Genomic DNA, 15097 nt, shown 5'->3' on the forward strand with positions numbered 1-15097 from the left:
AACCAATTACTGTATTTCAATATTTTGCTTTAAAGGCAGATTTTTAGAAGAATTTCCTACAAAAATTCTGTATGTACCTTTTTCTACAGTCCAGCTCATTGTTGAATCCAAAAACTGAAGTTCTTTTACAGGAAGCTCAATAGAAATACGTTTTGATTCTCCGGGTTTTAAAAATACTTTTTGAAAGCCTTTCAGCTCAATAACCGGTCTTGAAACTGATGCCAGTAAATCTTTTACATAGAGTTGTACAACTTCGCTTCCTGCTTTTGAGCCTGTATTTTTCACATTAATTTTTGCAATGATAGTATCATTTTCTGCAAATTTTGACTGATTTAATTTTAAATCTGAAATCTCAAAAGTGGTATAGCTTAGCCCAAAACCGAACGGGTATAACGGTTCACCACTCAAATCATAATAATCATTTCCTCTTCCTGTTGGATGATGATTGTACGTTAAAGGCAATTGTCCCTCCTCAACCGGAAATGTAATGGGTAATTTTCCTGAAGGATTTTCTGCACCAAAAAGCACTTTTGCAACCGCATTTCCGCCTTCTTCGCCGGGATACCAAACGTCTAAAACTGCTCCTACCTGATCTTTCCAGTCCGTGGTTTTTATAGCAGAACCGCCCACTAAAATAACTGCGGTTGGTTTGTTTAGTTTTGAAATTTCATGAATAAATTCTTCCTGATTTCCCGGAAGGCTCAATGAAGAACGATCCTGAAATTCACCTTCATGAATTCCTGCCGTAACGATAATGTAATCTGCATTTTGAGCTAATTTTACAGCATCTTTAAAATCTTTTTGATAATCATTTAAACCATAATTCCAAACCAGTTCTATATTGGCTTCTCCTCTGTTTTCGCGAAATTCTACAGCAATATTATATTTTTGACCTTTAGTGAAATCCACATCTACTGTTTGGGTTGAATAGCTCAGTTTTTCCCAATTATCAATCAATAATTTTCCATTTAAATATAATCTGAAACCATCATTTCCACGAAGTCCCAATTGATATTTTCCTGATGTTGGAGCATCCAGTTTGCCTGTCCAGCGGATGCTGTAATTATCCGGCTGAAGCTTTTCGGGATTTGGAGAATATAAAGTCCATTTAAAATTCAACTGTTCGTCCTGTTTTTCAAACTCTGGAGTTCCTTTTAAATCGGAATTAGAAAAATAAATCCCTTTTAAGCCTTTTTGGTTTTCAGAAGATAAAAATTCCGCAGGAACAGTTACCAACTTTTTCAAATTCCAGTCAATTCCTTTTGAGTAGGTGATTTCGACATTTTTATTTTTAACGAAATTTTTAATTCCTTCCAAAATATTCACTTTTTTATTTCCCGGTCCCGAATATCCTCCCAATCTTGCATCTAAAGCATCCGTCCCAACCACCAAAATCTTTTTATAATTTTCTGAAATGGGAAGTGTTTTGTTATGATTCTGAAGCAAAACAAACGATTCGGCAGCTGCCTTTTCCGCCAACGGTTTATGATTGATTTTCTTTAGCTCAGCCAAATCTTTTTCGGAAACATAGGGATTTTCAAAAAGACCCAATTCAAATTTCGCTCTTAAAACTCTCGCCACCGCATCATCAATTCTTTCCTTCGAAATTCTTCCATCCAAAAACGGCGGAATAAACAATTTATAATGTTGATATTCGGTTTGAAAAATTACATCAAGTCCTGCATTAATCGCCTGTGCAGAAGCATCATCATAATCTTTTGCCGTAAAATGCAAAACGTTCGCCCCGCCAACCGCACTTGCATCACTAATCACGAAACCCTTGAAATTCCATTCGTTTTTCAATTTTTCGGTTAATAACCAATGATTTGCGGTTGATGGCCTTCCGTCCAAGAGATTATAAGAAGTCATCACAGAACGGCTTTTTCCTTGATTAAAAGCTTTTTGAAAGGGAATTAAATGCGTTTCTTCCAAATATCTTTTGCTCCAATGAATTGGATATGAATCTCTTCCGCCATCGCCCACATTGGCCAAAAAATGTTTTGGAGTTGTAATAATACCCAGATTTTCAAAAGAGCTGACGAAATTCACCCCCATCACGGAAGTCAAAAACGGATCTTCGCCGTAGGTTTCTTCTGTTCTTCCCCATCGAACGTCACTCGCCAAATTCACGACGGGTGTCAAAATCTGACGAATTCCTCTCAGTTTAGATTCTTTTGCAATCGCTGTCGAAACTTGTTTCATCAACTCAGGATTAAAAGTTGCCGACAAGCCTATTGCCTGTGGAAAAGCCGTTGCTCCTTCACGCATCAACCCGTGCAAAACTTCGTCAAAAGGGATGATGGGAATTCCCAATCGGGATTCTTCCACAAAATATTTTTGAATGGCATTGATTTTTTTTGCCAGCCTTTCTGCATCTTCATTGGCATTATATTTCAGCAATTGTCCGGCAACGCCACCTCCCGGATTTCCTGCACTCACCTGTAAACCAAAAATTCCGTGGGAATACTGCCCTTTCGGAACGTTATCCAAATCTCCGGGAATCATAAAACACTGCCAGAATTTTTCTTCGGGAGTCATCCTTTTCAATAAATCCTGAACTCTGACTTCCACAGTCTGTTTCGGGTCTTTATACAAAGGTTTTTGAGCTGAAATGATTACAGAACTCAATAATGAAAAAGCTATTATTTTAAAACGAAACTTAAAGTACATACATAATTTGATTTAATTATTGTTCTTTTGTCATTAAACATAAGAACCAAAGTTCAAGACGGATTCTTCTGCTAAAATTTGGAAAAACTTCCTTAACACTTCCGAATCCTAAGTCATTTTTAAGTCTTCGCCAATTCAACTATTGTGTAATCTGAATTACCGTTGAATATTTTAATTGAGTTCTTTCCTTTGGTAAATTGAGTTCAATTGAATTTCCTGATTTTTTCCATTGAATTCTGCCTGATAACCCTAAAGCTTTTAATGATTTTGGGTTAAAATTTTCAGGAATAATAAATTTCAGCGTTGATGGCGATTGATAATCTGACTGATCGCTCAAATGAAAAATATTTACTGTTTTTCCGTCTTTACTCTGTGTGTAATAAAAATTTCCTTCGTGGTAAGGAGCAACACTTCTCGTTGCAAAAACCGCCGACTGATTTTTATCCATCCAACCGGCAATTTCGCTTAATCTTTTATAAACAATCTCATCATAATCTCCGTTGGGCCCTGGAGCAATGTTCATCAGGTAATTTCCACCTCTTGAAATGATTTTCACCAGCGTTTCAATAATTTTCTGGGAAGATTTATAATTGTCATTCGGGACATACGAAAAAGAATCGCCCATCGTAATGCAACTCTCCCACGGAATAGAAAGTGCTTTTTCCGGAACAGCCTGTTCCGGTGTCACATAATTTTCCCATTTTCCGGGCACAGTGCGATCTACAATAATAATTCCGGGTTGGTTTTTTCTTGCCATTGTCCCGATTTTATCCATATCAATATCCTGCTCTACTTTAATCGTTCTTTGCCATTCAACATTTGGATCGATGGTATGAAACGGGCGAACCCAGCCTCCGTCCAGCCAAAGAATATCAACTTTACCGTAATTTGAAGTGATTTCATTCAACTGATTAAAAGTGAAATCTTTGAAATTATTCCATCTTTCAGGATACTTTTTCGGATCATAATTTACATTTCTGTCTTTCGGCGGAAAGTATGACCACCAATAATTATCGGAATGCCAATCTGGTTTCGAAAAATAAGCTCCTATTTTGAAACCTTCTTTTCTGAATGTATTGAAAATTTCTCTCGTTACATCCGCTTTAGGATTTTTAGAAAAAGGTGTTTTGGAAGAAGTGATTTTATAATCAGACTGTTGGGTATCAAACATTGCAAAACCATCGTGATGTTTTGTAGTAAAAACCAAATATTTCATCCCAGCTTTTTTGGCTGCATCTGCCCATTTTTGTGGATTTAATTGTGTGGGATTGAATGTCGTCTGAAGATTTTCGTAATTTTTCACATAATCATAGTAAGATTTGCCATGTTCGGGTTTTCTCTGCGTCCAGGATTCGTCTTCCGGGCAAATGCTCCAGCTTTCCACAACTCCCCACTTGCTGTACGTTCCCCAATGCATAAACAGTCCGAATTTAAGATCCTGCCAATTTTCAAGATTCTGAATAACAAGTGGATCTGTAGGTTTCTGATAACCATCAGACACATTATGAGCTTGTGAAAAAAAAGTGGAGGAAAGGAGAATTGAAGAAAAAAATAAGGCTTTCGTTTTTAGCGTGGCAGACATTAATTTAGTTTTTGCTAAATTAATGTTTCCTCAAGAAAAGGCACAAAATATTTCATTTTAAAATAAACTACCCCGAGGCAAGCCTCGAGGTATTGGTTAATCCCATAACTTGAGTTGTTCGCCGTGTATTTTTTCATACTCCACTTCTTTCCCTTGATTTTCAATATATTTTCGAATGACGTCTTTATTTCCATATTGACCAACCGTGTTAGCGTAGTAATCGCTTGTCCATAAATTTCCTCCCCATAAAATTCTTTTTATCTCTGGATGAGATTTAAACAATTCTCGTGCACTCAAACTTTTTATCATTGTTATTAATTTTGAAACTGAGATATTAGGAACACTTTGAACTAAAAAATGAACGTGGTCAGATTCATATCCAATTTCTACAAATTGAACTTCATATCTCTCCGAAATACCAATACAAATCAATTTGAGACTCTCTCCTATTTCCTTCGTTAAAACTTCTCTTCTATATTTCATTGGAAAAACCAAATGATATAAAAGCAAACTTTTATTGTGTCTTTTGTAAATATGTTCATCCACAAGTCAAATTTACACTTTTTCAAAGCGTCTTGAAAAACCCTCCGTTTTTCAAACTTTTCCGCTTTTACCCCGAGGCAAGCCTCGAGGTATTCTCTTCGAATAAAAATTGAGAATAGCACTTCATTTCAGGAAAATGATGTATTAATAAAGCTTCTTTAAAAATAAAATTTGAATTTTTTATTGATATTCATTAAAGAAAAACGACTTCACTCAGTCTGACAACACTTTAAAATTACAGGTACCACACTGAGTAAAATCGAAATATCTAAACAAATTGTGTTGATTTTATAAAAGAAATTTTCTCAAGAAAATAACCATTACTATTTATTTTTCATAGTTGATCGATAAGCTTCTACCAATCTTACAAATTCTGCTCTGTAGCCTTCTTCGTCAATACCTTTTCCTTTTTTGGCAAGATTTTGAATGTCCTTTAAATCTTTATTTTCAATTAAATCTGAATTTCTTAAAACCAAACCAAACCATGCTACGGCGGAAGCAAACTTAAAATCTGTACTTGCAGAACTAAAGGACGGACTGCTGTTTTTCACCACCTCAACAATTTCATAACTTTTGTCACCATCTGGTTTTTTATATCGGAATTTTACGGTTGCCAGTTCGTCGCTGAAATTTTGTGAAATTATACTGTCAGAATACTTCAACTCTGTTTCTTTAGGCAAAAATTCAGAAGAAACATTGTTAGGAATAATTTCGTACAAAGCCGTAACGGTGTGACCACTTCCCAATTCTCCTGCATCAATTTTGTCGTTGGTGAAATCTTCATTTTTCAGTTTTCGGTTTTCATAACCTATTAAACGGTAAGATTTTACATATTTAGGGTTAAATTCAATCTGAATTTTCACATCCTTGGCAATGGCATACATATTCCCGGCAAATTCTTTTCCCAGAAACTTGTTGGCTTCCTGAAGATTATCAATATAAGCATAATTTCCGTTGCCTTTGTCTGCTAAAGTTTCCATTCGGTTATCTTTAAAATTCCCCATTCCGAAACCTAAACAGGTAAGAAAAACTCCCGATTTTCTTTTTTCTTCCACCAAAGTCTGGAAGTCGCCCGTTGAAGAAGCCCCAACATTAAAATCTCCGTCTGTTGCAATAATAACACGGTTATTTCCCCCTTTTATAAAATTTTCCTGAGCCAATTTATACGCCAATTCAATTCCTTCTCCACCTGCGGTACTTCCGCCTGCCCGAAGATTATCTAAAGCTTTAATAATTTTGCTTTTTTCTTTGGCTGAAGTTGGTGGTAAAACCATTCCTGCGTTTCCGGCGTACACTACAATTCCTACTTTATCTGTTGGTCTCAATTGATTGAGAAGAACTTTAAAAGAAGATTTCAAAAGCGGCAATTTATTGGGTGCATCCATCGAACCTGAAACATCAATCAGAAACACAAAATTTGAATTCGGAAGTTGATCTGTCGGAATTTCTTTTCCCTGCAAACCGATTTTTAATAATTTATGCTTTTTGTTCCATGGAGAATCATTGTATTCTGTATTGATTGAAAAAGGTTGGTCATTTTTCGGCTGTGGATAATTATATTTAAAATAATTAATCATTTCCTCTATTCTTACGGCATTTTTATTAACATACTCGCCGTTATTAATCATTCTTCGGATATTGGAATAGGCTGCATTATCTACATCTATGGAAAACGTAGAAACCGATTGGTTTTTCGTGAGTTCAAAAGGATTTTCTACAAAAGCATCATATTCCTCATTATTTTGCTGAATCTGACTGGCTTTTCTGATGCTGTCCTGAATTTTTTGAATTTGCTTGAAAGCTTTTCTCTCTTTTCGGGAAAGTTTTTTGGTTTTAATAACAATAACTCCGTTTGAACCTCTGCTCCCATAGATTGCTGTAGCAGAAGCGTCTTTTAAAACTTCTATATTTTGAATTGAATTCGGATTGATTTTGCTAAAAACTTCTCTACTTTGAGGAACACCATTCACAACATATAATGGCTGTGTATTTCCGCTAAAACTTGAAATTCCTCTAATAATAACTTGTTTGGAAGAGCCTGGAATCTCTGAGTTGGGAATTACCTGCAAACCGGAAACAGTTCCGATTAATGCCTGAGAAATATTATTTTTTTGTTTAAATTCATTTCGAATATCAAAATTTGAAGAATAATTCTGATAATCACCCATTGCTATAATAGGCGCAGAATGATTCAGAATTGAATATTGATTTCTTTCTTTAACGACTTCAGAGGAAGTGTTTGATGTCGCACTTGAAGTATAAAATTGATTTTTTACTGTTCTATAACCTTTTACAACTATTTCTTCATTACTAGGCTTTACATCTTCTTTATCTAAAACCCCATCATGATCTGGTTCCATGTAAACAATATTATCTTTTGTAATATTGGAATTTTGTGAAGAAATTTCATTATGATAAACAGGAGATATTGTAGGTTCTGGAGTTATGGTTTGATGTACCAAAATTTCAGGTTTCTGAATTTCTTTTTGAACACTCATTTCCTTTTCAATATTGGTTTTCGCTACACTATCAATTTCCTGAATTTTAGAATTAACTTTTGGTGAAACCGTATTTTGAACAACAATATTTTTTCCGCTTTCAGAACTATTATTTTTCTGAATGAAATAAAATGCTCCCAAACCGATCATTAAACTTGCAGCAATGCCGTAAGGAAACCAAATGGGGATTATTTTCTTTTTATCGTCTTTTTTATCTAATTTTTCTTCAACTTTTGCCCAAATTTTGTCAAACCCAGGAAAAGTAACAGGTTCTTCCAAAGATTGGGAAGCCTCATTGAATTTTTTATCTATATCGTGATTGTTTTCCATTTTGTAAAAGTTTTAAATGTTCTGATTAACCAAAAGTTCCTGAAGTTTTTTTCTTGCAAAATTCAGCTGCGATTTTGAAGTTCCTTCGCTTATCGAAAGCATTGCTGCAATTTCTTTGTGAGGATATCCTTCAATGGCAAAAAGATTAAAAATTGCTCTGCAGCCTTCCGGCAGAAAATTCAGTAGTTTAAGAATATCTTTCTCGAAAGAAATACTGTCTGTAGGAGAATCTGCCGATTCCAGAAACTCTTCATCTAAAGAAACGTCAAGAGCTTTCATGCTTCTTAGCTTCTGCAAACATTCATTTACTGTAATTTTCTTTGCCCACGATTCAAAAATATCATGATTCTGAAGCTGATTAAGTTTTGTGAAAATTTTATAGAAGGAATCGGCTAAAACCTCTTCTATATCCTCATCATTTTTAAGGTAACGCTTACAGACTGCGTAGAGCTTACCCGCCATTTTTTCGTAAACTTTCCGCTGGGCATTTCGGTCGTTTATTTTACATTGTAACAGTAATTCTTTATCCATACTCTGGCTTATACTCTTAAAGATGCGGGAAATCTATGAATGGTTGGAAAATATCATTACTTTTTTTTAAAACTATCAAAATACGTTGATTGAGCTTAATTTTTTTCAATTAAAAAATGAAAATACATTAAAAAAACTTATCAAAACAAATAATTTTAACCCTTCTTTAACACTAAATCTTGTAACATATTCTTAACATTGCTGACTATTTAATTACTGTTTAAAGCTGATAGGAAATTTAATTATAAGTTAACAATCATCTTTAAAACTAATAGATTTACTTATGAAAAATAAAAGATTTGCATCTTTACTTTTGGTTTTATGTACCGGAAGTATGATGTTTGCTCAGGATGACTTAATTAATAAATTAAAAAACAATCATTCTCAGAATGCTAATTTCCAATTTACTACACTGAAAGATGTTGGAGCTACTTCGGTGAAAAACCAAGGTTCTTCGGGAACTTGCTGGAGTTATTCCGGAAACTCATTTCTGGAGTCTGAAATGCAGAGAATGGGTAAAAAACCTGTTGATTTAGCTGAAATTTTCACCGCAAGAAATTCTTATCATGATAAAGCTAAACTCTATGTTTTAAACAGTGGGGCAATTAGTTGGGGCGATGGTGGAGAACTGCACGATGTTATCAATATGTATAAAAAATATGGTGCAGTTCCGCAGGAAGTTTACACCGGTCTGAAAACAGGGCAAACTTTAAATAATTTTAAAGAAATGCAGGATAAGCTGAAACCAGTTTTAGACAGTTTGGTAACAGCTTCTTCTAAAGCAAAACTCTCAGATAACTGGATGAATTCTGTAGATGCTGTTTTAGATGCTTATTTGGGTAAAGTACCAACCAATTTTACCTATGAAGGTAAAAATTATACGCCAAAAACTTTTGCCAAGGAAGTTGTGGGAATAAATCCTGAAGATTATGTTGAAATTTCTTCTTATAAAGATTATCCTTATTACCAGAAATTCGTAGTTCCTATTCCTGATAACTGGAGCCATGATTCTGACTGGAATGTTCCGATGAAAGACCTTACAGCCATAATAGACAATGCAGTAAACAAAGGATATTCTGTAGGTTGGGCAACAGATGTTTCTGAACCTTATTTTTCTTATAAAAATGGTGTAGCTTATGTTCCGGATACCGATTTGGATCAAATTACCAAAGCCAACAGCGGAACTCTGTTCACCGAGCCTAAGAAAGATAAAACCATTACGGAAGATATGCGCCAAAAAGCATTGAATAATCTTTCTACAACAGATGACCACGGAATGCACATTGTAGGTTTGGCAAAAGACCAAACAGGTAAAGAATATTACATGGTGAAAAATTCTTGGGGTGTTACCAACGATTTTGCAGGATATTTATATGTAACAAGACCTTATGTAGAATATAAATCTACCGCAATACTGGTTCACAAAAATGCAATTCCGAAAAGCATTAGAAAACAACTAAAACCAACGAAAAGTATCGGTCTATAAATCGCCGATTGAAAATAAAAAAAACAGAGTCGCTTTACAATATGAAGCGACTCTGTTTTTATTTTATAAGAGAGGTAAATACCTTTCTGAAATAATATTGAGATGATGAATATTATGTCCAACAATAAGCTTCCCTATTGTTTCCGCAGATATTCTGTTTCCGTTGGCATTTCCCACATTTTGTAAAGCTGAAGAACGGGCACTTTTTAAAAGAATTTCAGATGAATTTCTAATCAATTTATACTCTTCAATTAGACTTTGTAAAGACCTTTCGTTAGCAAAAGAATTGTTGGCATAGCTGTTTTCATCAAAACCGGGTAGTTCATTTTGATCTCCTCTTGCAATCGCGAGAATTCTGTACTGAAAAACTCTTTCAGTATCCGAAAGATGTAAAAGCAGTTCCTTTAAAGTCCATTTTCCTGTATCATAAGCAAAAAGAGATTGCTTTTCGAAAATATCAGAATAGATTTCCACAGTTTTCTTACCACTTTCTGTTAATTCTTCTATCCAGTTGTCAGACGGAATTAAATTTAAATACCTCTGAACATATTTTTCAAAATCATTCATAATTTAAGTTGAAGAGTTAATCATTATCAAAAAGCAAAAATATTATTCAAACGAAACAAAAAAAAACATCTGCTTTAAAAACGGATGCTGAGTTTATTTTAAGAAAAAGCTCTTTCTAAATCTGTAATAAGATCTTCTGCATCTTCAATCCCAACACTTAGGCGAACCAAGTCGTCGGTAATACCCAATTCTGCACGTTTTTCTGCAGGAATGGAAGCGTGAGTCATTAGAGCGGGATGATTTGCCAACGATTCTACTCCACCCAAAGATTCTGCCAAAGTAAAAACTTTCAATTTTTCTAAAAACTTAATGGCATCTTCTTTTTTCCCGGACTTAAATGTGAAAGAAACCATTCCTCCAAAATCTTTCATCTGAGTTTTTGCCAATTCGTATTGAGGATGAGATTCTAATCCCGGATAAATAACATCTGCAACTGAAGGATGAGATTCTAAATATTTTGCCACAGCCATTCCGTTTTCAGAATGTCTCTGAACCCGCAATGCCAATGTTTTAATTCCTCTCAACACCAAATAAGAATCGTGTGGTCCTAAAATTCCACCGCTTGCAAACTGAATAAAATGAAGTTTCTCTCCTAGTTCTGCATCTTTTGCTACTAATGCACCTGCAATAACATCAGAATGTCCTCCCAAATATTTTGTAGCTGAATGCATTACAATATCTGCTCCCAAATCTATTGGGCGTTGCAAATACGGCGTTGCAAATGTATTATCTACTGCAACCAGAATATTTTTTCCTTTGGCAATATCTACAACCGCTTTTATATCTACCAACTTCATAAGAGGATTGGTTGGAGTTTCAATCCAGATTAACTTAGTTTTATCGGTAATAACATCGTTTATTTTTGAAGCATCATCAAAATTAACAAAGGTAAATTTTAACTGATATTTTTCGAAAAGTCTGGTAAACATTCTGTAAGTTCCGCCATACAAATCGTCTACCGCAATTACCTCATCGCCCGGATTTAGTAATTTCAAAACACAGTCTATTGCAGCCAAACCAGACCCGAAAGCCAAACCTCTTGCACCATTTTCGATGCTTGCCAAAGAGTCTTCTAATGCCTGTCTTGTAGGATTTGCTGCTCTCGAATATTCGTATCCGGAATGTACTCCAGGAGATTTTTGCGCAAATGTGGATGTTAAAAAAACGGGAACATTTACGGATCCTGTTGCAGATTCGTGGTGTTGCCCTCCGTGTATAACTTTTGTATTAAAATTCATTGTTTTTCTATTTTGAAAATATATCATTTTAACAATTTAGCAATGATTATTAGATTGTTAGATTATTAAAATCACATATTAATTTTTTACATTTTTATTGCTGATTTTATGGCAAATTCTTCTGCAATCTGCTCAATCCATTCTGCAACATCATCTTCACCGGTTGCTCTCTGGTAAGTATTTCCTAGGGATACCAAAATCTGATGAATAAACATTTTCATTTGGTCTACAGGCATATCTTTTGTCCATAAATCAATTCTTAGAGCTTCCATTGTTTTGTCGTCCCAAACGGAGATCATCGTTGCTTTTGTTTCTTCCTTTTCAACGCCTCCGTCCTGTGCATTCCAGGTGATGTTTTCCGGAATGTGATTTTCGTCCAGCTCTACATCTATCGTTATCTGAGTTTTTCTCATTATTTATTATTCTGAATATATTATTTTGATATTAAAAACTGCTTTCAGCTTTAAATTTATTTATCTAATTTCGGCTTGTAACCTGCTTTGTTGAATATATCTGTTGCATCCATTTTCAAAAAGTCGGTAAGTTTTATCTCCGGATTTTTCTTTAAGAATTCTTTACATATCTGCCAACCGGTGTACACTCCCACCATTGGAGAAGATTCATTATCTATTTCTGTATAAAATTTCGAAAAAGGTCCCGGATTGATGAAACGGTCTACCAAACGATGATCGTCACCAAAAATCAGATTATTCTCTACAAAATAATTGTAAATATTAGCTTCATTGGTTACAGCCCAATTGTATTGCTTTTGATCGTAATCCATTTTAAGATAATTCGGCAAATCGGGAAGAAAAGCATCCTGAAGAATCATCATTTTTCCGTTATAAACCAATAAATCCACAAATTTCTGATGATCCGGAGAGAAAGGAACAATTTTCTCAATAAAAACCTTAGAAACTTTTGGAATAATATTGTTTGGGTTCATTGATTTTTGAAAATACTCTTCCAAGCCTTTATAATTAGGATTTTTGTATCCCATAAATCCGGAAATATCGATGAACAGAAAATTGGTTTTCTCATCATACAGAATAGGGTTCTGAATCATCTGTAAACTTGATGAAAATAAAAATACTTTAGGATTTTTAAAATCCGGAAAATAGTATTTAATATGCGAAAATAAATCCTGAAGATCTTTTTCTAATTTTGCCTGATCTATTTTAGAAGCTGCTTCTTTATAAATCTTAATTTCATCAGCATTCACTTTATTTTTAGCAAAATCCGCATCAGAAACGGTACCCTGAAACCAAGGAAACTGAGCTTTAAATTTCTCCAGCGGAATATTGGGATCATAAAACATCTTAGAAAGATCCGTAATCTGCACTTTTTCAGCAGGATTTTTGATTTCTACTTTCCATTGTGCTTCCTCTTCCTTTTTACAGGAATTCAAACTAAATACTAATGCCGCAGATATAATAGCAATTTTAAAAATCTTCATTATTTTTACATGAAATTTAAGTGTACAAAAATAAGGATATAAATATAAAATCTTGTGGGAAAAGTTTTTTTTGTACTCAAAGAATTATATTTACTGAATTAAAGGAAAAAAAACAAAGGAAACCATTCCTCAACCAAACTAGCATTATAAGGTTACCACCGAATTTAATGAAAAGAAAAAATATTCGTTGGGTATAAAATAAAAGATCAAAAAAAATAATAAACAATCAATGCAAACACAAAAAGTAATAGACCATATTGTAAAATGGCTGAAAGATTATGCTGAAAAAGCGAACGTAAAAGGATATGTTCTCGGCGTTTCAGGAGGTGTAGATTCTGGTGTTGTATCTACACTTTGTGCAATGACAGGGCTTGAAGTTCTTCTTCTGGAAATGCCTATCCGCCAAAAAGAAGATCAGGTGAACCGAGCAAAAGAACATATTGAAGATCTGAAAAAAAGATTCCCTAACGTTCAGGGAGAAACCATCAACCTTACTCCGGTTTTCGAAACATTTGAAGATATCGTAGAAAATCATGTTGAAGGCAGATGGAGCAACAATCTTGCTTTAGCCAACACAAGATCGCGATTCAGAATGGTTACGCTATATTATTTCGGACAGCTTCACCAGCTTTTGGTTTGTGGAACCGGGAATAAAGTTGAAGATTTCGGGATCGGTTTTTACACTAAATATGGTGATGGAGGTGTAGACGTTTCCCCTATCGCAGATCTTTATAAAACGGAAGTCTATGAATTGGCAAGAGCTTTAAATCTTATTGAAAGTATTCAAAATGCTATCCCAACAGACGGATTATGGGATGCGGAAAGAACAGACGAAGACCAAATTGGTGCTACATACCCAGAACTTGAAAAAATACAGAAAGAATACGGAACTAAAACTGCCGAAGATTACGAAGGACGCGACAAAGAAGTTTTCCTTATTTTCGACAGAATGCACAAAGCTGCAAAACACAAAATGATGCCTATCCCGATTTGTGATATTGATGAAGACTGGAGAAATTAAATCCACTCTACCTATAAACAAAAATATCAATGCGATTCTGCATTGATATTTTTGTTTTTTTTAGATTCTTAAATTATTTCATCTTACTTATTCAGAATCATAGCGGCTTCTTTGGCTGCATACGTAAAAATCATATCTGCTCCTGCTCTTTTGAAGCACGTTAAACTTTCAATAATCGCCTTATCATTATCCAGCCATCCATTTTGAGCCGCAGCTTTCAGCATTGCATATTCTCCGCTTACATTATAAACTGCCACAGGCAAATCTATTGCTTCACGAACTTTAGAAACAATATCCAAATACGGAAGACCTGGTTTAATCATGATAATATCTGCTCCTTCTTCAATATCTTTAAAAGTTTCGTTAAGTGCCTCCCGGGAATTATGAAAATCCATTTGATACGTTTTTTTATCTTTCGGAATTTCCATATTATCTTTTGGAGCACTGTCTAAAGCACTTCTAAAAGGGCCATAGAATGAACTTGCGTATTTTGCGGCATAACTTAATATTCCTACATCCTGAAAACCACTTTCTTCAAGAGCCTCACGTATCGCAAGAACTCTTCCATCCATCATATCACTCGGAGCTACAATATCTGCACCTGCTTCCGCATGAGAAACTGACATTCTTGCCAAAGCTTCATTGGTGGCATCATTTACAATTTTACCATTTTCTATAATCCCGTCATGACCATAAATAGAATAAGGATCCAAAGCAACATCGGGCATAATAACCATTTCCGGAACTGCATCTTTAATGGCTTTAATGGTATTCTGCATGAGTCCGTTTTTATTCCAAGCTTCTTTTCCTGTATTGTCTTTAAGGTTATCCGAAACTTTCATATATAAATTTACCGCCTTTACCCCTAAAGAAAAAAGCTCTTTGCATTCTTTCACCGTAAGATCTATGCTCCTTCTGAAAATTCCCGGCATAGAAGAAATTGGTTCTTCTTTATTTTCGCCTTCCATCACAAAAATAGGCATCACAAAATCGTTAACAGAAAGACTGCACTCTCTTACCAAACCTCTCATCGACTCGCTTACTCGGAGCCTTCTATTTCTAGAATATATCATTTTTGGAATAATTTTTGAATAATTTATTGCAAATTTAAAATAAGTTGTGCAAAAAACTATTGCATTATATCATAGAATATATTATTTTTGTTAGTAATTTTT

The 15097-nt window shown here is 34.6% G+C and carries 12 protein-coding genes; 2 read left to right on the top strand and 10 right to left on the bottom strand.

Features of this window, described 5'->3' with window-relative positions:
* Window positions 1-6: 6 nt before the first annotated feature.
* From IV513_RS04335 to IV513_RS04355, 5 genes are all read right to left on the bottom strand, one after another.
* Window positions 7-2670, bottom strand: coding sequence for a beta-glucosidase (locus IV513_RS04335; protein WP_209389287.1), 2664 nt, complete (start codon window positions 2668-2670; stop codon window positions 7-9).
* A 139-nt stretch (window positions 2671-2809) separates the two neighbouring features.
* On the bottom strand, window positions 2810-4252 hold the full coding sequence (locus tag IV513_RS04340) for an alpha-L-fucosidase (protein ID WP_209389288.1): 1443 nt from the start codon (window positions 4250-4252) through the stop codon (window positions 2810-2812).
* A 96-nt stretch (window positions 4253-4348) separates the two neighbouring features.
* A complete protein-coding gene (tnpA, locus tag IV513_RS04345) occupies window positions 4349-4798 on the bottom strand; it encodes an IS200/IS605 family transposase (protein WP_209389289.1) in 450 nt (149 codons plus the stop codon).
* A gap of 320 nt (window positions 4799-5118) precedes the next feature.
* Window positions 5119-7623: a VWA domain-containing protein gene (locus IV513_RS04350; protein ID WP_209389290.1), complete on the bottom strand. Its 2505-nt coding sequence runs from the start codon at window positions 7621-7623 to the stop codon at window positions 5119-5121.
* 12 nt (window positions 7624-7635) lie between these two features.
* Window positions 7636-8154: an RNA polymerase sigma factor gene (locus tag IV513_RS04355; RefSeq protein WP_209389291.1), complete on the bottom strand. Its 519-nt coding sequence runs from the start codon at window positions 8152-8154 to the stop codon at window positions 7636-7638.
* Window positions 8155-8437: 283 nt separating this feature from the next.
* Between IV513_RS04355 and IV513_RS04360 the strand changes: the two genes are divergently transcribed.
* On the top strand, window positions 8438-9640 hold the full coding sequence (locus IV513_RS04360) for an aminopeptidase C (RefSeq protein WP_209389292.1): 1203 nt from the start codon (window positions 8438-8440) through the stop codon (window positions 9638-9640).
* 63 nt (window positions 9641-9703) lie between these two features.
* Here the strand turns inward: IV513_RS04360 and IV513_RS04365 are convergent, their stop codons facing one another.
* From IV513_RS04365 to IV513_RS04380, 4 genes are all read right to left on the bottom strand, one after another.
* Window positions 9704-10207 carry a DinB family protein gene (locus IV513_RS04365; RefSeq protein ID WP_209389293.1) on the bottom strand — a complete coding sequence of 168 codons (504 nt, stop codon included), beginning with the start codon at window positions 10205-10207 and terminating at the stop codon, window positions 9704-9706.
* 98 nt (window positions 10208-10305) lie between these two features.
* A complete protein-coding gene (locus IV513_RS04370; RefSeq protein WP_262897318.1) occupies window positions 10306-11472 on the bottom strand; it encodes a cystathionine gamma-synthase in 1167 nt (388 codons plus the stop codon).
* 59 nt (window positions 11473-11531) lie between these two features.
* On the bottom strand, window positions 11532-11858 hold the full coding sequence (gene gldC / locus IV513_RS04375; RefSeq protein ID WP_209389295.1) for a gliding motility protein GldC: 327 nt from the start codon (window positions 11856-11858) through the stop codon (window positions 11532-11534).
* Between the two features lie 56 nt (window positions 11859-11914).
* Window positions 11915-12901, bottom strand: coding sequence for a gliding motility protein GldB (locus tag IV513_RS04380; RefSeq protein WP_209389296.1), 987 nt, complete (start codon window positions 12899-12901; stop codon window positions 11915-11917).
* Between the two features lie 229 nt (window positions 12902-13130).
* Between IV513_RS04380 and nadE the strand changes: the two genes are divergently transcribed.
* The gene (nadE, locus tag IV513_RS04385; RefSeq protein ID WP_209389297.1) at window positions 13131-13922 is read left to right on the top strand and encodes an NAD(+) synthase; all 792 of its coding nucleotides are present in this window, start codon (window positions 13131-13133) and stop codon (window positions 13920-13922) included.
* Between the two features lie 83 nt (window positions 13923-14005).
* Here the strand turns inward: nadE and hemB are convergent, their stop codons facing one another.
* Complete coding sequence (hemB, locus tag IV513_RS04390) at window positions 14006-14995, bottom strand: porphobilinogen synthase (protein WP_209389298.1); 990 nt, start codon at window positions 14993-14995, stop codon at window positions 14006-14008.
* Window positions 14996-15097: the final 102 nt, after the last annotated feature.

It is taken from the genome of Chryseobacterium sp. RR2-3-20 (assembly GCF_017808115.1).
In the GTDB taxonomy this organism is placed as follows: Bacteria; Bacteroidota; Bacteroidia; order Flavobacteriales; family Weeksellaceae; genus Chryseobacterium; species Chryseobacterium oryzae.